General features: G+C 59.7%; 24 protein-coding genes. All 24 read right to left on the minus strand.

Annotation, left to right across the window (positions count from 1 at the left end; all coding sequences use genetic code 11):
- Positions 1-6: 6 nt before the first annotated feature.
- A complete protein-coding gene (gene fliP / locus AB4O09_RS18200) occupies positions 7-729 on the minus strand; it encodes a flagellar type III secretion system pore protein FliP (protein ID WP_013693104.1) in 723 nt (240 codons plus the stop codon).
- 10 nt (positions 730-739) lie between these two features.
- Positions 740-1084 (minus strand): hypothetical protein, encoded by a 345-nt coding sequence (locus AB4O09_RS18205; RefSeq protein WP_100263957.1) that lies wholly within the window; start codon positions 1082-1084, stop codon positions 740-742.
- Positions 1081-1386, minus strand: coding sequence for a FliM/FliN family flagellar motor switch protein (locus tag AB4O09_RS18210; RefSeq protein ID WP_013693102.1), 306 nt, complete (start codon positions 1384-1386; stop codon positions 1081-1083). The genes AB4O09_RS18205 and AB4O09_RS18210 overlap by 4 nt, the downstream gene beginning before the upstream one ends.
- Positions 1387-1401: 15 nt before the next feature.
- Positions 1402-1893 (minus strand): FliM/FliN family flagellar motor C-terminal domain-containing protein, encoded by a 492-nt coding sequence (locus AB4O09_RS18215; protein ID WP_233839777.1) that lies wholly within the window; start codon positions 1891-1893, stop codon positions 1402-1404.
- A gap of 249 nt (positions 1894-2142) precedes the next feature.
- On the minus strand, positions 2143-3321 hold the full coding sequence (gene flgF, locus AB4O09_RS18220; RefSeq protein ID WP_013693100.1) for a flagellar basal-body rod protein FlgF: 1179 nt from the start codon (positions 3319-3321) through the stop codon (positions 2143-2145).
- Positions 3321-3743 carry a flagellar hook assembly protein FlgD gene (locus AB4O09_RS18225; RefSeq protein ID WP_013693099.1) on the minus strand — a complete coding sequence of 141 codons (423 nt, stop codon included), beginning with the start codon at positions 3741-3743 and terminating at the stop codon, positions 3321-3323. The genes flgF and AB4O09_RS18225 overlap by 1 nt, the downstream gene beginning before the upstream one ends.
- On the minus strand, positions 3733-4503 hold the full coding sequence (locus AB4O09_RS18230; protein ID WP_100264000.1) for a hypothetical protein: 771 nt from the start codon (positions 4501-4503) through the stop codon (positions 3733-3735). The genes AB4O09_RS18225 and AB4O09_RS18230 overlap by 11 nt, the downstream gene beginning before the upstream one ends.
- Entirely contained in the window at positions 4493-4954 is a 462-nt protein-coding gene (locus AB4O09_RS18235; protein WP_013693097.1) for a hypothetical protein, read from the minus strand. Before AB4O09_RS18235 ends, AB4O09_RS18230 begins: the two co-directional genes overlap by 11 nt.
- Positions 4944-6266, minus strand: coding sequence for a FliI/YscN family ATPase (locus AB4O09_RS18240; protein WP_233839776.1), 1323 nt, complete (start codon positions 6264-6266; stop codon positions 4944-4946). Before AB4O09_RS18240 ends, AB4O09_RS18235 begins: the two co-directional genes overlap by 11 nt.
- A gap of 7 nt (positions 6267-6273) precedes the next feature.
- Positions 6274-6999 carry a FliH/SctL family protein gene (locus AB4O09_RS18245; RefSeq protein ID WP_013693095.1) on the minus strand — a complete coding sequence of 242 codons (726 nt, stop codon included), beginning with the start codon at positions 6997-6999 and terminating at the stop codon, positions 6274-6276.
- On the minus strand, positions 6986-7438 hold the full coding sequence (locus tag AB4O09_RS18250; protein WP_013693094.1) for a hypothetical protein: 453 nt from the start codon (positions 7436-7438) through the stop codon (positions 6986-6988). The genes AB4O09_RS18245 and AB4O09_RS18250 overlap by 14 nt, the downstream gene beginning before the upstream one ends.
- A 4-nt stretch (positions 7439-7442) precedes the next feature.
- Positions 7443-8819, minus strand: coding sequence for a flagellar basal-body MS-ring/collar protein FliF (fliF, locus tag AB4O09_RS18255; protein WP_431495041.1), 1377 nt, complete (start codon positions 8817-8819; stop codon positions 7443-7445).
- A gap of 3 nt (positions 8820-8822) precedes the next feature.
- On the minus strand, positions 8823-9128 hold the full coding sequence (gene fliE, locus AB4O09_RS18260; protein ID WP_013693092.1) for a flagellar hook-basal body complex protein FliE: 306 nt from the start codon (positions 9126-9128) through the stop codon (positions 8823-8825).
- 1 nt (position 9129) lies between these two features.
- A complete protein-coding gene (locus AB4O09_RS18265; protein ID WP_013693091.1) occupies positions 9130-9525 on the minus strand; it encodes a flagellar basal body rod protein FlgC in 396 nt (131 codons plus the stop codon).
- Between the two features lie 2 nt (positions 9526-9527).
- Positions 9528-9905, minus strand: coding sequence for a flagellar biosynthesis protein FlgB (locus tag AB4O09_RS18270; RefSeq protein WP_013693090.1), 378 nt, complete (start codon positions 9903-9905; stop codon positions 9528-9530).
- A gap of 9 nt (positions 9906-9914) precedes the next feature.
- The gene (locus AB4O09_RS18275; protein WP_027912327.1) at positions 9915-11024 is read right to left on the minus strand and encodes a flagellar basal body P-ring protein FlgI; all 1110 of its coding nucleotides are present in this window, start codon (positions 11022-11024) and stop codon (positions 9915-9917) included.
- Positions 11021-11599 carry a flagellar basal body L-ring protein FlgH gene (locus AB4O09_RS18280; RefSeq protein ID WP_460107307.1) on the minus strand — a complete coding sequence of 193 codons (579 nt, stop codon included), beginning with the start codon at positions 11597-11599 and terminating at the stop codon, positions 11021-11023. The genes AB4O09_RS18275 and AB4O09_RS18280 overlap by 4 nt, the downstream gene beginning before the upstream one ends.
- Positions 11586-12284 carry a flagellar basal body P-ring formation chaperone FlgA gene (flgA, locus tag AB4O09_RS18285; RefSeq protein ID WP_013693087.1) on the minus strand — a complete coding sequence of 233 codons (699 nt, stop codon included), beginning with the start codon at positions 12282-12284 and terminating at the stop codon, positions 11586-11588. The genes AB4O09_RS18280 and flgA overlap by 14 nt, the downstream gene beginning before the upstream one ends.
- 5 nt (positions 12285-12289) lie before the next feature.
- Positions 12290-13063: a flagellar hook-basal body protein gene (locus tag AB4O09_RS18290; protein ID WP_013693086.1), complete on the minus strand. Its 774-nt coding sequence runs from the start codon at positions 13061-13063 to the stop codon at positions 12290-12292.
- Between the two features lie 15 nt (positions 13064-13078).
- Positions 13079-13789 carry a flagellar hook-basal body protein gene (locus tag AB4O09_RS18295; protein WP_013693085.1) on the minus strand — a complete coding sequence of 237 codons (711 nt, stop codon included), beginning with the start codon at positions 13787-13789 and terminating at the stop codon, positions 13079-13081.
- Complete coding sequence (locus AB4O09_RS18300; protein ID WP_460107309.1) at positions 13786-15870, minus strand: flagellar biosynthesis protein FlhA; 2085 nt, start codon at positions 15868-15870, stop codon at positions 13786-13788. Before AB4O09_RS18300 ends, AB4O09_RS18295 begins: the two co-directional genes overlap by 4 nt.
- The gene (locus AB4O09_RS18305) at positions 15867-16940 is read right to left on the minus strand and encodes an EscU/YscU/HrcU family type III secretion system export apparatus switch protein (protein ID WP_460107311.1); all 1074 of its coding nucleotides are present in this window, start codon (positions 16938-16940) and stop codon (positions 15867-15869) included. The genes AB4O09_RS18300 and AB4O09_RS18305 overlap by 4 nt, the downstream gene beginning before the upstream one ends.
- Positions 16937-17680, minus strand: a complete 744-nt coding sequence (locus AB4O09_RS18310; RefSeq protein WP_460107314.1) for a flagellar biosynthetic protein FliR — start codon at positions 17678-17680, stop codon at positions 16937-16939. The genes AB4O09_RS18305 and AB4O09_RS18310 overlap by 4 nt, the downstream gene beginning before the upstream one ends.
- A 22-nt stretch (positions 17681-17702) precedes the next feature.
- Complete coding sequence (locus tag AB4O09_RS18315) at positions 17703-17966, minus strand: flagellar biosynthetic protein FliQ (protein WP_013693081.1); 264 nt, start codon at positions 17964-17966, stop codon at positions 17703-17705.
- Positions 17967-18219 lie beyond the last annotated feature (253 nt).

Raw genomic sequence — 18219 nt, forward strand, 5'->3', positions numbered from 1 at the left:
TTTGCCCTAGCCGAGATTGCGCATCAACGTCTGGGCAATCAGGCCCCAACCGTCGATCAACAGAAACAGCATGATCTTCAATGGCAAAGAAATCGTGATGGGGGGCACCATGATCATCCCCAACGACATCAGAATTGACGCCACCACCAGATCGATGATCAAGAATGGCAGGAAGATCATGAAGCCGATCTGAAAGGCCAGTTTCAGCTCACTCAACATGAATGCCGGCACCAGCTTTACCGGGGACAGCCCTTCCGGCGCTTGCGGCAGCGGATCCTTGGCCAACTCATAAATCAGTCGCAAATCCTCTTCATGGGTCTGCCTGATCATGAAATCGCGGATCGGCACCCACCCTTGCAACGCAGCGCCGTCAAGCCCTACTTTGTTCGCCAGGAATGGCTTGATGCCAGCGTCATAGGCCTTTTCCAGGGTTGGAGCCATGGCAAATAACGTCAAGAACATCGACAGTACGATCAACACGATATTCGGCGGCGTCTGTTGCAGCCCCAATGCCTGCCTTGCCAATGACAACACCACGATGTTGCGGGTGAACGTGGTCAGGGAAATGACCAAAAAGGGCAGGAACGACAGCGCCGTCAGCAAAGCCACAATGCTGACCGGCGATTGGATCTGATTGATGTGCAAACTTCCCCATTCAGAGAAGTCATCCGCAGCAGCCGCGAAGGGAGCAAAGCCGCTGAGCACCAGGAACAGCATGCGGCGAGTCATATCGAATACTTCAAGAGCGAGCACCCTGCGCAGAGGATGAAGGTTGTTCAGGCAAGAGGGTCACGATTGCTCCGTTCGAAGACTCAGTGACCAGAATCTGCGACGTTTCTGTCTTGAGCAGATACACCTTGGTCTTCGTTGACAAGCGCAAGGCCCGCACACACTGCAACTCGATCGGGCCAGCTAAAGTGCTGCCGGCGCTGGCGTGACGTTGCGCATACCAACGCATCACGCCGTAGACCACCGCCAATAAAACAGCGGTGATCAGCATCACTTTGATCATCAACATGAACGACAGCGGATCGTCCTGCCGCAACGCTAATCCAAGCGGTGGGGCTACGGGTTCAGACGTCACAGTATTTCCGTCAACTGAATGCCAAAGTTGTCATCGACCGCCACCAGATTGCCCCGGGCAACCGGTTTACCGTCCAGGCACAACGACGCCGGTTCATGCACCTGCTCCAACAGTTTGACAACGTCGCCAGCCTTGAGCGCGAACAACTCATCCACGCTCATGGAGGCGTGACCGAGCTGTACCACCAATTCCACGACCACATGCTTGATCAAGTTCATGTCCCGCTTGATCAGCGGTGACTGCCCATCATTGACCGCCACCCGGGCCTCTTCCAGCTCAATTGCATCTACTGTTGCAGTCACACCACCACTCCTGATTCATTCATGGGAAATCAACTGCACGGCTACCTGACCGTGCTGTTTGGCCAAATATCCACCCGCGATCACGGGGCCTTCGGCCAGCTGTACCGAGACCGGATCGGCCAGCAATGCACTGGCTCGCAAGGTGTCCCCTGGACGCAAATCTCGCATCTCTCCGATGGAGAGGCTTGCCAACGGGAGGCGCACCGACAACTTCACCCGAGCGTTACCCAGTGCCTGCTTGCGTTCGATCAAAGGCGTGCGGGCAACAGGTTTCTCCAGTGCCGCATTGAGCAGTGCCGCATCCAGCGAAAGATGCAGCGTCGATTGACCGACACGCAGTTGCAGTAATACCTGAGCACTGAGTAAACCCGAGGACGGCTGGGACGACTCGACGGTTAAATGGGAGACGCCGCTTTGCCCGAGGACCTCAAGCACATCATTGATCAGCGCCAATTGTGCTTCGCGTACCAGATGCCTGGCGGTCTCATCCTCAGGTGCGTCATGCATGAAAGGACCAAAGATCATCGAAGCTGCGTCACCCGCAAGGCTGATTGAGCCATGGGCGGATTTGGCACTCTGCCAAGCCAGTGTCGATGGCCACTCTCTTGAATCGTCCAGGGCCGTACAGTTCACTTCGCAGGTGTGGCGTGCATCAGGCATGCACCACTGCTCATACCAGTACCTGGCCACAGACGGCAATCGCTCACAGGCCATGCGCAGACGAGTCGTGCCGACAAATCCCAACATCCTCATTGCTCAGCCCCCTCTCGTGCCGTTGTACAGCTGTTCCAGCATTTCATTGGAGACCGTCATCACCCTTGAGCTGGCCTGGTACCCGCGCTGGATGATCAAAATGTCTCCGAACTCCTGGGCCAGATCGACGTTGGACAATTCCAGATAACCGCCCTGGATACGGCCAAACTGCTTCTCCCCCGCTCGGCCAAATTCTGCCTTCATGGAAGACGGCGTGTGGTAAAGCGAATTGGCGCCGGCGATCAGTGCACTTTCATCCGCGAAATCCGCCAGCGCCAGCTGGCTGCCATCACGTTTCTCGCCGTTGGCGTAGGTGAATTTAAGAATGCCCTTCTCATCGAATGCGAAAGAGTTCAGGCCGGCAACGGCGCTGCCGTCGACCACTCGGGCGCCCAATGTATGGCTCGGTCCGCTGGCGACCTGGGAGGCCAGGTTGAAACTACCCGGTGTTCCGAAATCCAGCACAATGCTCTGGACCTGGCCATTAACCGTCAACGGAACCGACAACGTGTTGAAACCGGCAGAAGGGCTGCCGTCTACGCCAAAGGCGATAGTGCCGGTCTGCAATTGAGCGCCGCTCGCGTCGGAAACCGTGACACTCCAGCTATTGGCGGGCGTCGTTTTCGGTTCGAACTTCACGCTCAGGGTATGGCTCGCACCGGTCGAATCGAACACCTGGATGGCGTTGATCTGATGGGTCGCCTCCGTAGTACCGGTGCGAGCCAAAGCCCCCACCATCTCGACTCGGGTGGTCGCCTGCGGCGGCAAAGTGCGCTGTCCCTGGATATTGATATCGCGCAGATTTCCAGCCGAGTCGATACCCGCGATGCGTTGCTGGCTGATGGTATCGACCAGATAGCCGTCCTTATCCACCTCGAATTGCCCGGCGCGGGTGTATGACAGCGCGCCCTGCTCATCGCGCAGAACGAAATAACCGGCGCCGTTGATCGCCACGTTGGTGTTATTGCCGGTCTGGCGGTTCTCACCCGGCTTGATACGGACTTGGGTACCTGCGATGCCTGAACCAAAGCTCTGGCCATCCTGTCCGTTGACGGCGCGATAAAAAGTATCGCTGCCCCTGTAGCCGGGCGTGTTCATGTTCGACACGTTGTTGGAGACGTTGTCCAAGCCCTTGGCGAAGGAAAACAGGCCACTCATTCCATTAAAGAAAGCTTGCAGCATTACGCCCCCTGCCTGACCAGTTTGATTTGTGACAACCGCACGTCAGTGAGGACCGTACCGTCGGTTCGTTTGACGGACAGCACCGGCCCGGTCGACGAAAACGCAATTGCCGTCACTGAGCCAATCGCCGTTCCACCCGTGGTAATGCTGACTTCAACTTGGCGTCCCAGCAGACCCAGGGACTGCGAAGTGGCATTCATGGACACCAGGTTGTCGGTGTTTTCGTTGGTGATCCGGGTCTGCTCAAGGTTGGCGAACTGCGCCATCTGCGCCAGGAACTCACGATTGTTGATCGGTTCCAGCGGGTCTTGAAAAGTCAGCTCGGTCAAAAACAGCTTGATGAAATCTTCCTGCCCCAAACGGCTCTGGGCCAACTCCGAGGTGGTGGAACTCAGCTCATTACCGATCGCTTCAACGGCCATCGTGTTCACCTTTGTAATTGTTCGAAAGAGGCGATGCGCGCCAGACCTGCTCACCATTGAGCCAGATCTGCTGCGGCCGCTCAGGCATCGATGAAGCCCGGCGAGAGAGCTCGTCTATCAACTCATCACGCTCTTGCGCGGTGAGCCGGTAGTCTCGAATCAACAACTCAATACCTTTACCCCGAGGCAGGAACTGAAAATGTCGATCCGGCCATTTCCCGTGCAAATAACTCAACAGCGAGCGACCGGTGGAGTCCTCAACGCCCTGCTGCTCAATGGCAACGGGCTCGCTCCAGGGTCTATCGGGGCCTATTGTCGAGACAGCACAGGGCATGGAGGACATCGCCGAAATCGTCGTCAAAGCACCGGAAGGGGCTGAATAGGCTTGCTCAGCACCGATTGAAGCAACGTCGTGCACATCCGGCTCCGCCAGGAATACATCGGGGAGATAAGACAGGTGATGCCCGGCGTGTGCACCCAGCGCATACAGTTCAAGCGCCTCGGCGGTCATGGCTGACGCACTACCGGAACGCAACAGCACGACCCGCGCCAGATCCGCTTCAGCAACGGCGGAGTGCGCGAGGCGTTGCCCCGACATCACCTGTGGGTTGCGCTGCTGACCCGCGCTTTCGTTTGAAGTCGGTGATTGATCATGCAGGCCTATTTTGCGCTCGAAGTCCTTGACCTGCGTTTCACGAGCAGGAGGACGCTGCTGATCCGCTGCCATGGTCCACAACGACACTCCTACCTTAACGGCCATGTCCCATCCCCTGAGCTTGCTGTGCATCAAAAATATCGATGGCTTCATACTCGCGCACCGCCTTATCCAGCAGCACCTGCAGCCGATCCTTGGCCTTGTCGATCAGGTCTTCGTTCACCTTGCACTTGAGCAGTTGTGACATGGCTGAATGCGACAGGCTTCGTGCTTCAATAACAGGTTGATGCGCCGCTTCAAGTCGCTGAAATGCGGCCGTCTGCGCCAGTAAGCGTTGTTCATGCTGGGCAGGATCGAGCATGGCGCCAATGCGCCCCAACGCCTCATGGGTCGCCTGGAGGCTGTCGTAGCGAACCTGCTCCGCACTCAGACGATGCTCGGCTTGGGTCAGCTCATGGCGACTGCGGTTGTAAACGAGCTCCGCCCTTTCCCGCTGCATGGCACGCAAACGGGATGCCGCATTCAATTGCCGCGACTTGCGCCACTCATCTTGCATCGCTCACCCCCTTGCCCAGCCGCTGGACCAACTGCTGAACCGTTTGCCAGGTGCTTGAGGCAGAGAAATGTTCTTGAGGGGTTTGCTGCAACAACGCATCGAACTCGGGTTTCAAGTCGATCATGGTGTCCAGCAGCGGCTGCGAGCCCTTTTCATAGGCGCCCAGCTCGATCAGGTCCACGCTGTTCTGATAGTTGCCAAGCGCTGAACGCAGGCGCTCGACTTGGGTTTTGCGCTCTGGGGTATGCAGGGCGCCCACCAATCGACTGATGCTGTGCAACACATCAATGGCCGGCCAGTGCCCACGGGCGGCCACGCTGCGACTCAAGACAATATGCCCGTCGAGAATGGCACGCATATGGTCAGCCACGGGCTCATTCATATCGTCGCCCTCGACCAGTACGGTATAGACCCCCGTAATGGAACCTTGCCCATTCAACGCGCCAGCGCGCTCCATCAGCGGCGGTAACAGGGCAAATACTGACGGCGTATAGCCTCGGCTACCCATGGGTTCGCCCGTCGAGAGTCCGATTTCACGCTGGGCCAGGGCAAAACGGGTGATCGAGTCCATGATCAGCAACACATGCTTGCCTTGGGCCCGGAACCATTCGGCGATAGTCGTCGCCGTATAGGCTGCCTGGCGCCGCAGGACCGCCGGTTGCTCAGCCGCCGCGGCGATCACCACGGCCTTTTTCAAACCCTCCGGCCCCAGGCTGTCGCGAATGAAATCCCCCACCTCGCGGCCACGCTCGCCGATCAAAGCAATCACGATCACATCAGCGTCTGCATACTTGCTCATCATTCCCAGCAAGGTACTTTTCCCCACGCCACTGCCGGCAAAGATGCCAATCCTCTGGCCGCGCCCAAGGGGTGTGAAGACATCGACGGCCTTTACCCCTGTGAGCAGCGTGGTGTCGATCGGCGAACGGTGCAAAGGATTGATCGGCGCCACGAAACGAGGCTTCCGCGTCAGCCCTTCTGGAGCCGGCAAATCATCCAGGGGGTTGCAGGTCGCATCCAGGACACGCCCCAACAGACTGGCCCCCACGGGAACCGTATAAGGGGTTCCACGGGCGTGGACTTCGCTGGCCAGGCATAATCCATCCACCGGGCCGTAAGGCATCAACAAGGTGGATTCACTGCGCAAGCCGACCACTTCAGCCGCGATGACCTCACCACCACGAGCCGGGTGGATGTCCACCAACTCACCCAGCCGGACATCCAGGCCGGTGGCGTGCAGCACCATGCCCTGAATCGAACTCAAACGGCCCAGGCGCCGACACAGGCGGGCCTGGGAAAGCTGCGTGATCAATCGACTCTCAAGCCCCTGCCACACGGCCATCTCCCCCGGTCAACACGGCTGCGACATTGGCCAGTTGGGTTGGTACCCCGACATCCAATAGACCGCCACCGAAGTCAATCAGGCAGCTACCGGGGGCGGCCTGCGGATCGACCTGAAACGATGCCAATAGCGCGTCATCCGGCTCCAGCCGAAGCAACGTTTCGTAATCCCCACGGGCAACACGAATCCGCATTGGGCCAACCAGTTGATATTCTTCGATGGCCCGCCTCGCCAGGTCGGCGATTAACGGACGCGTTTCGGCATGCAGGTCTAAAAGGCGTGTTACCACCGCCAGCGCGAGCCGTCCTACCGAGGGTTCCATGGCCACCATCAACTGTTTCTGTTGCACCCCCAAGGCCTCAACCAAACGTGCAAGTTGAAGGCGCTCCGTTTCGAGCGCGGTACGCAGGGAGGCTTCCTTCTTAAGCCATTGCTGCTCCTGATGGGCCAGGGCCTCACTCAGTTGGGTACGGGCCTGCCTGCTGCCTTCCAATAGCCCCTTCTCGCGACTCTCTCGCTCTATTTCCGCGAGCTCCAGCGCGAAGGTCTCGCGCAACGCCTGCTTCACATCCGGTTGACGCTCTTCATTGGGCGAGGTGTTCGTTTGGACATTGGCGTCAAGCGTTGGCAGACGTCGAGTCCCCAGGTTCTGGGAAGGTTGACGCAACACCGTCGACGACAGGGGCGGCTTAGGTGCGCTCATCACCCGCCTCCTGGGCATCCATCCGGGCTTTCAAACTATTCATCAGTGCCGGCGGCAATACCTGTTTGGCGAACTTGCTATCCCAACGACGGATCTCGGCACTGTTGGCCAGGCCACCCAACACTTCACGGCGTGCAGTGGGTGTTTCCAGTTGAAGGACCAGCGCGCCCCAAAACGGATGCGTCGCTTTCGAAAGCCGGGCCTTGAGTGGTGCATTGTCGGGCACCGGGCGGGCTGCCGATGGCGTTGCCGCCAGCTCGCTCATCAGCGCTGCGACAACGGAGGGGTCGCTGGACAATCCCAGAAGATTGATCTCCTCCAACAGCACCTCAACCTGGCGACGCTCCTCAGGTTCCAGCCGCGCCAGAATCCACTCACGGTCTTCGGCATGAGAACAGGCAAGGCGGATAGCCGCTTTACGAAGCGCTGAGAATTCCATGACGTTAACGCCCCTCCAACAGCCAGCGGCGCAAGTCCACCAACAATTGCTCGCGCTCGACTGATGTTAATCGCGGCACCGTGGCAGGGACCGAAACAGACTTGCGTCGTCCTTTTGCCCAAAGCAGCAACAGAGCGATTGCCAAGGCAGCCATCGAGCCGACACCCAACCAGCGCGCCCATGGCAACGACAGCTCAGCATCGACGGGCGCAGGCAGCTGCGCGCTGCTCACCGGCACCGGCTGCACCGAGGGCTCTGCTACCGGCGTTGTTTCTGGCACGGGCATATCGGGGATGTACACCATCACCAAGCGATCGCCCCGCTTGAGATCCAGCCCCAGCGCCGCTTCAAGCAACGCCTGGATATCTTTCATTTGAGCGTCCGACACCGGCGTGCTGAGCACTACGCCAACAGTAATGCGCTCGATCTTGCCAGCCGCATGCTCGGTTTCAGCACGCGCCTTACCCACTTCGTAATCGATTTCCCGGTTGTTCTGGGAACGCTTGCTCGTGGACTCGCCACTGGAGTTTTCGGTGGACTCCGTGCGTTTTTCACGACGCATTTTGTTCGTCAGCGGTTGCTCGCTGATGGATTTGACACGGTCAAAGTTCATCAGCACCCGCACAGACACATCGACGCCACGATGACCGAGTGGACGCGCCAGCAATTCTTCGGCCTTCAGCTTGAGCGCCTGCTCGACCTGGGCCGTCAACTGCAGATGCTCCGGCGCCGCCGCTGCGCCATCGGAGGCACTGAGTACCTGCCCGTCTTCGTTGAGCACCGATACGCGCTCAAGCGTCATGCCCTCCACCGCTGACGACACCAGTTGCTGAATACCCCTGACTCGCTGCGGCATCAACGTCCCCGCCGACCGCAGACGCACGATCACCGACGCCTTGGGTGGTTCTTCCGCCTGTTGGTAGAGGCTGGTTTTCTTGAACGTCAGGTGCACACGGGCATATTCGACTTCGGACATGCTCATGATCGTGCGCGCCAGCTCTCCTTCCATGGCCCGCTGGTAATTGATTTTCTGGCTGAACTCCGACATGCCGTAGTCGGCCTTGTCGAACAACTCGAACCCCGTGCCACCACGGGTCGGGATACCCGCCTCAGCCAGATACATACGGGCAGAGGCGGCATGATCGGCCAGGACTTCAATCGCACCCTGCTGCGTATTGATCCGATAGGGCACATGACGTTGGCTTAATGTAGCCAGGATCTGGGCCTGGGACGCCTCGTCGGCGTTTCGGTACAACGCCACGTATTGCGGTCGGAGCACCCACCACGCCGACGCGGCCAGCAGGCCGACAATCAGCAAGGCACCAATCAGAAAGACGCGAGTACGACCCGCCAGGAACGAGGACACCGGTTGATTCTCCATGGCTTAGATCTGCAACCGCGTGAGTTCCTGGTAGGCGTCTACCAGACGGTTGCGCACCTCCACGGCCAGTTGCAGCGACAGCTTCGCTTGCTCCATGGCCATGACCAGATCGTGGGGCGCAATGTTGTCGCCCAGCGCATACGCCGACAGCATCTCGCTGGCCTGGCCGGTTTGTGCATTCAGTTGGGTGGCACCCGATTTCAGCAAATCGACAAAGTCGGTGCCCTGAGGCCCCATCGGTCCGTCCGCCAAGGCAGCGGCCGGTGTAAGGTCGGGGGTCAATGCGATAGGCGCAATGGCGGCGGTCATGTCACTTTCCAATTTCAAAGGCTTTGAGCGTCATTTCACGCAAGCTGTTGTAGGAGCGGATATTGGCTTCATAGGCACGGGTAGCCGATACCAAGGTCGCCATCTCCCTGGCGGCTTCGATGTTGGGGTAATGCACCATCCCATTCTGGTCAGCCATGGGATGGCTCGGTTCATGGACCAAGCGGCTATCGCTACGCGCCTGGGCGTGAACGCGGGGCTGCTGCAACCCCAGCTGGCCGGCGAAACTGGTGGGTGGCGATACGCTGAGCAACGGTGAACGTTCACCCGGCCCTATTGCCACGTTGGCGATAGCCAGGTTGTAGCTGGCGACTTCTGCCCGCGAACGCTCATAAGCCATGCTCCCGCGAACGATCTCGCTGATGTTGTCCAAGGGCATTCTCAGCGACCTCCCCGGACAGCCAACTGCATCAATGCGAACTGTCGTGATACACCGTCTGCCAAGGCCTGGTAGCGACCGCTGGCGGCGGACATTTGCGCCACTTCACCGTCGAGTGCCAAGGGTGTGCTCGGGGTATAGCTTTGCAAGTACGGTGTCAGCTCGCTGTCCTGCAGCGAACGCAACGATTGGGCGAACAACTCAGGGTCGTTGTGCAAGCCGCGCAAGGCAGCCATCGGCTCGTAGCCGTTGAGGCGCATCGCCTTGCCCCCCGGAACGTTGGCCATGGCGATATTGTGCGCCGCGACTTTCGCCCGCAATTGCTCCAGGCTCATGGCGAAGCGCACGGTCTCTACTGCAAGATTCATATCGGTTGACATCAATCTTCCTTATTGAACGATGAGTTCGGCGTGCAGAGCGCCCGCCTGTTTGATGGCTTGCAACACAGTGATGACTTCTCGGGTGCTCAATCGAACCTGATTGAGGGCTTTCACCAGATCGCCCACCGTCGCGCCTTCGGCCAATTTCACCGGGCCGTGTTCTTCTTCATTCACCGTCACCTCAGTGTCAGGGACAACCACCGTGCCGACGCTCGGCCCGGTGCGGGCAACCCATGAGGGCTGCGACACCTGGAACTTGGTGCTGATCACGACACTCAGCGAACCCTGGGAAATGCTCACCTCGCCCAATCGAACATTGGCGCCCGCCACTACCGTGCCGGTGCGTTCGTTGACCACCACCCGAGCGGCATAATCCGGTGCGACCGAAACGTTCTGTACCCGCGAAATCAACCGAGGCACGGTCATGCCTGGTGTCACAGGCACCTCCACTTTGGCGGCATGCACGACACGCACACCGGGTATGCCCAACTCGCGACTCAAGGCATCGGCGATACGCTGCGCGGTGGTGTAGTCCGGCTCGTTGAGAATCAGCACCAGATTTCTCGATACTTCATCACTTTCCGAAAAGGCCGAACGCTCGACACTGGCGCCCCGTGGTATACGCCCGACGGTCGGATGGTTCTTCTGCACGGAATTTTGGTTGGCCTCAAAGACGTACCCACCCACTGACATCGGCCCTTGGGCCAGGGCATAGAGCTTTTCATCCGGGCCATACAGGGGGGTCATCAACAAGGTGCCCCCGAGCAGACTGCGTGCATCGCCCAGGGAAGAAACCTCGACGTCCAGCTTGTCCCCCGACTCGCTGAACGAGCGCAGGTTGCCAGTGACCATCACCGCCGCCGTGTTGCGGGTATTGAGGTCTCCATCAGCGACATTCACGTTGAAGTTCTTCAAGGTATTGACCAACGATTGGCGCGTGGCCCGATTGCGGTCGGTATCCCCGGTGCCGGCCAAACCCACCACCAGGCCGTAGCCGATGATGGAATAGTCCCGCACACCCTGAATGCGCGTCAGCTCCTTGATCCGCACGTCAGCCAACGTCGGCTGCAACCAAAGGGCAAGCAGCAGGCCCGCGAGCAGTCGAGCAACACTTTTCATAAGACTCGCAGCCACTTGAGCACCCGAAAAACGATGTTCTGCTTTTGCGCGTCGGTCACCACACCGTCACCGACGATGTCGATTTGTGCGTCTGCCAGGCGATAGGAAAGCACCGTGTTGTTGTAGGCGATGTCATCGGGTCGAACGAGACCGGTGATCCGCACCTGTTGTTTTTCATCGTTGACCGTCACCCGTTGCTCGCCGCTGACGCGCAACAAACCCTCGGGCAGTTGTTCAATGATCCGTACCGAAACGTTGGTACGAATCTGTCCGCTGCGGTTGGTCTGGCCATTGCCGTTGGTATCGCCTCGCAAGCCCAGGTTCGCTTGATGGGTATTGCTGTCCAGGCCCGTGCGCGCGGAAATGTCGGTATTGCTCTCGGCCCCGGTGCCGGCCGCACTCTGCGCCGAGGTCGACTCCACCACCAGCACCGTCAAGGTGTCGCCGAGATGGTAACCACGACGGTCCCCCGTCAGGGAGCGATAGCCATCGGGGTTGATCAGGCTCTGTGCGCAAGCCATCCCCGGCAGCAACAGCATCACCAGCCCTGCCTTGCGAACGTTACTGGTCCACATGAACCTCTCCTTTACCGGCGACCACCGCCAACAGGCTCGATTCGGCGCCGTCCAGCATCACCGGTACGCGTTCTCCCAACACACCCGGACGCAGTGCCTTGCCTTCGGTGCGCAGCATCAGGCCCGGGCCATAGACCACCACGGTCACCGGGGCGTCGCGGTACACCAACGGCTCGGCCTTGAGATGACGCTTGAGCACCGGCATGCCGGCATTGACCGATTGCGTCAGCCATTGCCCTGCAAGGTCATTGGGCAGATCGCCGGGCGACAGTTGCGCCGCCGCCAGGTCCACCCGCTCCAGGCGCGGTTGTGCATCGGCCAAGGCCTGGTCCGCTCGCCCGTTGCGACCGTAGACCCAGGCCTGCTTCCAGGCCTGGATCTTGAACCACACCGTCACCACGCTAGGCCGCTCGTGCCCGCACACCGTGCCACTCAAAGCAACGGACACCCGGCTGCGAATGCCCTGGCTCAACAGCCTGATCTGCGGATGCGCCATGGCCGGCAGCTCACCTATGGGCGTGAGCTGCAGCTCAACCTCAGGCATGGCCAACTGTGCCTGGATACGTTGGGTGGCCGTGTTCAAGGCATGACTGGCCGCTGTATCGCAAGCGGCATCGGGCGCCGCCTGGGCATAACCCGCGCTGGCGAGCCACAGCCCGAGTCCGGCCAACCGATGGATATTCATGAAGATCAACGGCGCAGGTTATTGATGGTTTCCAGAATCTGATCGCTGGCTTGCAGCAATCGCGCATTCATCTGGTAGGCACGTTGGGCCAGCACCAGCCCGCTCATCTCGTCGATCAGGTTGACGTTGGACATCTCGACATAACCTTGCAGCAGGACACCCTGACCGTCTCGACCCGGCTCGGCATAGATCGCTTCGCCACTGGCCTGCGTCGGTCGATAGAGGCCGTCGCTGAGTTTGGTCAATGCCTCGGCACTGGCGAACTTGGCCAGTTGTACCTGGCCGACGTTGATGATTTCTCCGGTCTCGGTGATGGTCGCCTGGACCTCCCCGTTCTGTTTGATCACCAGGTTGCGTGCGTCCGGCGGTACGCGCAGATCGGCCGTCAGCGTTTGCCCATCCGGCATCGCCAGTTGACCTTCGCTGTCGAGATGAAAACGCCCCGCGCGGGTATACGCCAGCTCGCCCGTCGGCAACGCCACTTCAAAGAACCCGTCACCCTGGATGGCCAGGTCCAGCGCGTTGCCGCTTTCTCGGACCGTGCCTGGGCTGAAGACCTGGCTCGGCTGCGAAGCCTGGATGCCAGCACCGGTCAGCAGGCTCTCGGTCATGCCACCGCCATCGTCGCGTGTCCCGACTTCGCGAACCATGTCGTGAAAGTCCACCTGGCTGCGCTTGTAGCCAATGGTCTGCATGTTTGCGACGTTGTTCGAAATACTGTCGATCCATGCCTGGTTCGCGGTCAGCCCGGAGCTGGCAATACTTAATGAGTCAATCACAAGCACATCCCTTGATCAGTTCTTGCCAATTTGGTTGATACCGCTGTTGAGCATGCCGTCGTAGGCCGACAGCGCTCGCTGCATGGTTTCGACATGCCGCGACACTTCCATCATCTTCACCATGTCGGTGCCCATGGCCGCATTCGAGCGTTCCAGCAGCCCCTGATGCACCACGAAACTTTTGGCGGGAGTGATCCCGGTACTGGCCGCATACAGCCCATCGCCAACGGCAAGTAACTGCTGCGGATTGTCGACGCGCACGATGCTCAGGCGCCCTACCGGGCGATCATCGACACTGACTTCCCCGCTCGCATCGATCTTGAGTACCCCATCCGCCACCTGCAGCGGACCGTCGTCGGCCAATACTGGGTAACCCGCCCTGCTAACCAGATAACCGCTCTTGTCGACCTGGAAACGACCATCGCGACTCAACAACACACCACCCGGTGTCTTGATCGCAAACCAGGCATCTCCCGACAGCGCCAGGTCCGTAGCCCGCCCGGTGTGCTGCAATGCACCACCGTCAGTGCTGATCCAGGTCTGCGCCTGGATGTCATCCAGCCCGCCGGCTACGCCAGGGCCGGCCACGTTGGAAGCCATGACATTGAAAGTGCGCTCGGCCTTATAGCCAACGGTATTGGCATTGGCGACGTTCTGCGACACCGCTTTTAGATTGTCGATATCACGCTGGATGACCCCAGCCAGTTGCATGATCAAGTCGCTCATGGGGACTCCAGGCTGGGGAAACCGGGCAGGTCAATCATGCCCGCCGAGGTGACGCGGGCGTGCTGCCCCACTTCATTGACCGACAGCACCGCCATGTGCGGCACGGCGCGCGACATAAAGGCCCGCAAGACCCGGCGCAACGGTGCCGCGCACAGCAGCACCGGCTGCTTGTTGCCACTGAGTTGCCGTTCGGCTTCCCGGGCGACGGTGGTGACGAATCGCTCCAGTTCCTGGGCCGGCAACAACGCTGATTGCAGGCCTTCGCGAGGACGCGAGGCAGCCAGCATGTAGCCTTCCAGTTGCGGTGCGATCGTCAACACGTTGAGCTCGCCGTTCTTGTCGACCAGACGCTCATACAGGGCCGCACCCAGGCGCTCGCGTACCCGCTCGACGAGGTCGTCGGCGTTCTTGTTGCTACGTCCCGCGTCCACCAATACTTCGAGAATGGTCTCAAGGTTGCGGATAGACACCTGCTCGCGCAGCAACAGTTGCAGCACTCGCTGGATATCCGAGTAGCTGAGGACTTGAGGCACCAGCTCATCCACCAGGCTGCCCAAGCCGGCGCGTTTTTTCTCGATCAACCGCTCGGTCTCGGCACGGGTCAGAAACTCCGGCGCATAGCGGCGGGCCAGCTCGGACAAATGGGTCAGCAGCACGGTGTCGGGTTCGACCAGGGTGTAGCCCGCCGTGCGCGCCTGGGCCCGTTGCGCCACCTCGATCCAGAGCGCCTTGAGCCCGTAGGTAGGTTCCTTGGTGGCGCGCCCTTCGAGCACCAGCGTTGCGCCACCGGGGTTGATCGCCAGTAACTTGTCGAACTCCAACTCCCCTGCGGCAATCACCGCGCCCTGTACGCAGACCTGGTAGGTGCCGCTGGCCAGTTTCTTATCGGCGTGCACGTTGAGTGAGGGCAAGGCAAAGCCATAATCCTTGGCGAACTGCTTGCGCAGGTTTTCGATGCGCAGGCTCAAGGTACTGGTGGCGGCCAGGACGTGAGCCGCAAGGTCTGCGCTCAGACGCAATTCAAACGCATCGGTGTTCATCAACGCGTATACGTCGTTGGAGTCGCTGTCTTGCCCGCTCAGCAAGTCCTGTTGCGAGTCTTCGTCTGCGTTGGTCTTGCCGCGCAACTTGCGATAGGAAAACCACGCCGCCGCGGCAAACGCGCAAAACAGCACCATCAACGGAATCAAGGGCAAGCCTGGCATCGTCGCCAGAAACAGCGTGACGAGCGCCACCACCACCAAAGTCTTGGGATAAGCCGACACCTGCCGCCCCAGCTCCGGCCCCAGGCGTGCATCGGTCGCGGCGCGGGTGATGATGATGCCCGCCGCCACGGCGATAATCAGCGACGGAATCTGCGTCACAATGCCGTCGCCAACCGTCAGCAACGTGTAGTGATGCAACGCATCGCCCCAGCTCTGGCCCTTCTGCAGGATGCCGACCGAGAGGCCGCCAATGATGTTGATCGCAATGATCACAATGCCGGCAATCGCATCGCCCTTGACGAACTTGGACGCGCCATCCATGGCCCCGTAGAAGTTCGACTCACGCTCCAACTGGCTGCGGCGGCGCTTGGCTTCTTCCTGGTCGATGATGCCCATGTTCAGGTCCGCGTCGATGCTCATCTGCTTACCCGGCAAGGAGTCCAGGGTAAAACGCGCAGCAACCTCGGCCACGCGCTGGGCACCGCTGGTGACGACCACGTATTGCACCACCACCAGGATCAGGAAAATCACAAAACCGATCACGTAGTTGCCACCCACGACGTGGGTGCCCACCGCCGCGATGACCAACCCCGCATCGCCGTCGGTGAGGATCAGCCGCGTTGCGGAGATATTCAGGGCCAGGCGAAACAACGTGGTCATCAACAACAGCGACGGAAAGGTCGAAAAGCTCAGCGGCTTATCGATGTCGAAGGTCACCAGCAGCACCATCAGCGCGACGGCAAAGTTGGTCAGCAGCAGCAAGTCCAACAGCCACGTGGGAATCGGCGTGAACAACACCAGCAAAATGCCGATGACCGCCACGGCCAGCAGCAAGTCACTGCCCTCGGACAGCATGCGCGACAACAATGGCTTCATGGCGCAAGCACCTTATTGCCCGGCAGTGCGATGACCCAGCGATAAATGCGGGCCACGTCGGCCTGGGTCGAATCCGGAATCGCTGAATCGACCCGCGCCAGGGCATGCAGCGCCCGGGCCAAGGGCGGACGACGCAAAATCGGTACCTGGTGCTTCCTGGCGACATGACAGATACGCCGGGCGTGCAGACCGCGCCCCATGGCCAGCACCTTGGGCGCGAGCATGCTGGAAGGCCGATACTGCAAGGCCACCGCGTAATGGGTCGGGTTGGTGATGATGACGTCGGCGTCCTTGACCTGACCCAGCGCAGCGGCCTTTTTCAGCAGCGCCTGCTGGATGCCTTTGCGCTTGGCACGCACTTCAGGATCGCCCTCGCGGCGGCGATGTTCGTCCTTGGTTTCCCGACGACTCATGCGCATCTGCCGGCCGAACTCGCGCCGCGAATACCAGATATCAAACAGCGCGGCCGCGGCCATCACCGCCAACACGGTAAAGCCCAACTGCATCAACAACTGCTTGCCGGCCTGCGGCAACTCCAGGGGCGATATCGTCGCCATGCCCAACAACTGCGGCAGCACGCTTTGGAACAGGTAATACAAAACCAGCGAGAACAACGCGCCCTTGACCAGCACCTTGATCAGCTCAACGAACATGCGTCGCGAAAAGAGCTTCTTGAGGCCCTGGATCGGATGGAGCCGCTTGAAGTCAGGCTTCAGCGCCGTCATTGAAAACACCGGGCCACTGAACAACAGATTCGTCAGGATCGCCATCAGCACCAACGCACCAATCAACGGCAACAACCCGTACACCACCTGCCGCAGGCTATAGCCGCCCTGCTCGCCCAGGTAACCAAAGCCTTGCCCCAATTGCCCGGCGTTGCCCAACCACCAGTGGGTGTGGGCGGCAATGACGCTCGCCAACGGATAAGCAATGGCCGAAAAAACCATCAGGAACGTCAACAGCATGACGAAGGACAACAGGTCCGGGCTGCGGGGCACCTGCCCTTTCTTGCGGGCCTCTTCGAGTTTGTAGGGCGTGGCCTCTTCGCTCTTGTCCTGCTGATCGCTCATTGAACACCCGCCGGTGACAGGGCAAACCGCAAGGCGCTTTCAATCAGCAGCGGCAAACGCTGGACGATCATTGGCAAGGTCAGGATAAAAATAAACATGCCCACGCCCAACTTGAGGGGCAAGGACAGGAAATAGACATTGGCCTGGGGCATGGAACGGGACAAGAACGCAAACGCCACATCGATCAGCCACAGCCCGAGGATCACCGGCACGACAATCATGAACGCCAGTAAAAACTGTTGCGTCATGACCGTTGCCAAAGACACGGACAGCGTGCTCAACGACACACTGCCGGGCGGAACCGCCACCAGCAACTGAGCGAACACCCTGAGCAAGTCGTGATGCAAATTGAGCACGACAAACAGCGCGCCCAACGACAAGACCAACAGCTCGGCCATCAGGCCCGTCATGTTCGAAGTACCCGGATCAAACACCCCGGCTGCATTCAAACCGATCTGGGTGTCGATCAACTTGCCGGCCATATCGACACCGGCATGGGCGGCATGAAAACCGAACGCCATCAGCACACCCAGCAGCAACTCGCCCAACACCACCGGCAGCGTGAAGACGGGGGCATGGGTGAGCGTCATGCTGCCCACCAGCACGCCGGACAACGCCAGTGCCAGGATCAACCGGACGGTCAATGGAATGCGCGAAAAAAACAGGATCGGCGAAACCACCACGAGCGGAATCAACCTGACCGACACGAGAAGCGCATTGAGGAAGAAGGACGTCAGCACACACTCACACCAAAAAACGCGGCTAGAAGCTAGCGGCCTGAGTTAATGCACTGAGTGCGAATTGTTTGAGGACCGTCAACATCCAGCCACCAAAAACCAGCAGCATGACGACGGTCACGATCAGCTTGGGGATGAAGGTCAGGGTCATTTCCTGGATCTGGGTCGCGACTTGCAGGATGCTGACCAGAAGGCCGACGATCAAAATGGCCAGAAGCAGCGGAGCAGCCACCATCGCGGAGGTCAGAAGCGCTTCTTTGAGCGCGTAGAGCATGAAGTCCTGCGTCATCCATAACCCCAACTGAACTAGATCCTAAGGTGCGCTTTGGGCGCGCCACAGCCTGAATGGCAGTTCGCCATTGTTTTGCCATGGTAGCGATATAGTGTCAGGAGATGCAACAGGATGTTACGGGATGGGGACGAATGGTGGTGGTTGGCTTGCTGGAGGGCCTGCGCCAATCAGGAGAGCTCAGGCTTTCCCGTGCGCCGCGTGCCTGCGATGAGGCGCCCGAGGAAACTCAATGCTGCATTGGGCGCGAGTT

It is taken from the genome of Pseudomonas sp. H1_F01 (assembly GCF_054681425.1).

Excerpts from the sequence above, each read along its gene's own strand:
- flgA (WP_013693087.1), bottom strand. The coding sequence starts at position 12,284 with ATGAATATCCATCGGTTGGCCGGACTCGGGCTGTGGCTCGCCAGCGCG.
- AB4O09_RS18245 (WP_013693095.1), bottom strand. The coding sequence starts at position 6,999 with ATGAGCGCACCTAAGCCGCCCCTGTCGTCGACGGTGTTGCGTCAACCT.
- AB4O09_RS18305 (WP_460107311.1), bottom strand. The coding sequence starts at position 16,940 with ATGAGCGATCAGCAGGACAAGAGCGAAGAGGCCACGCCCTACAAACTC.
- AB4O09_RS18230 (WP_100264000.1), bottom strand. The coding sequence starts at position 4,503 with ATGGCCGTTAAGGTAGGAGTGTCGTTGTGGACCATGGCAGCGGATCAG.
- AB4O09_RS18295 (WP_013693085.1), bottom strand. The coding sequence starts at position 13,789 with ATGAGCGACTTGATCATGCAACTGGCTGGGGTCATCCAGCGTGATATC.
- flgF (WP_013693100.1), bottom strand. The coding sequence starts at position 3,321 with ATGCTGCAAGCTTTCTTTAATGGAATGAGTGGCCTGTTTTCCTTCGCC.
- fliP (WP_013693104.1), bottom strand. The coding sequence starts at position 729 with ATGACTCGCCGCATGCTGTTCCTGGTGCTCAGCGGCTTTGCTCCCTTC.
- AB4O09_RS18265 (WP_013693091.1), bottom strand. The coding sequence starts at position 9,525 with ATGCCCTTGGACAACATCAGCGAGATCGTTCGCGGGAGCATGGCTTAT.
- AB4O09_RS18270 (WP_013693090.1), bottom strand. The coding sequence starts at position 9,905 with ATGTCAACCGATATGAATCTTGCAGTAGAGACCGTGCGCTTCGCCATG.
- AB4O09_RS18315 (WP_013693081.1), bottom strand. The coding sequence starts at position 17,966 with ATGACGCAGGACTTCATGCTCTACGCGCTCAAAGAAGCGCTTCTGACC.
- AB4O09_RS18215 (WP_233839777.1), bottom strand. The coding sequence starts at position 1,893 with ATGCATGACGCACCTGAGGATGAGACCGCCAGGCATCTGGTACGCGAA.
- AB4O09_RS18300 (WP_460107309.1), bottom strand. The coding sequence starts at position 15,870 with ATGAAGCCATTGTTGTCGCGCATGCTGTCCGAGGGCAGTGACTTGCTG.
- fliF (WP_431495041.1), bottom strand. The coding sequence starts at position 8,819 with ATGGAGAATCAACCGGTGTCCTCGTTCCTGGCGGGTCGTACTCGCGTC.
- AB4O09_RS18275 (WP_027912327.1), bottom strand. The coding sequence starts at position 11,024 with ATGAAAAGTGTTGCTCGACTGCTCGCGGGCCTGCTGCTTGCCCTTTGG.
- AB4O09_RS18280 (WP_460107307.1), bottom strand. The coding sequence starts at position 11,599 with ATGTGGACCAGTAACGTTCGCAAGGCAGGGCTGGTGATGCTGTTGCTG.
- AB4O09_RS18235 (WP_013693097.1), bottom strand. The coding sequence starts at position 4,954 with ATGCAAGATGAGTGGCGCAAGTCGCGGCAATTGAATGCGGCATCCCGT.
- fliE (WP_013693092.1), bottom strand. The coding sequence starts at position 9,128 with ATGACCGCCGCCATTGCGCCTATCGCATTGACCCCCGACCTTACACCG.
- AB4O09_RS18250 (WP_013693094.1), bottom strand. The coding sequence starts at position 7,438 with ATGGAATTCTCAGCGCTTCGTAAAGCGGCTATCCGCCTTGCCTGTTCT.
- AB4O09_RS18225 (WP_013693099.1), bottom strand. The coding sequence starts at position 3,743 with ATGGCCGTTGAAGCGATCGGTAATGAGCTGAGTTCCACCACCTCGGAG.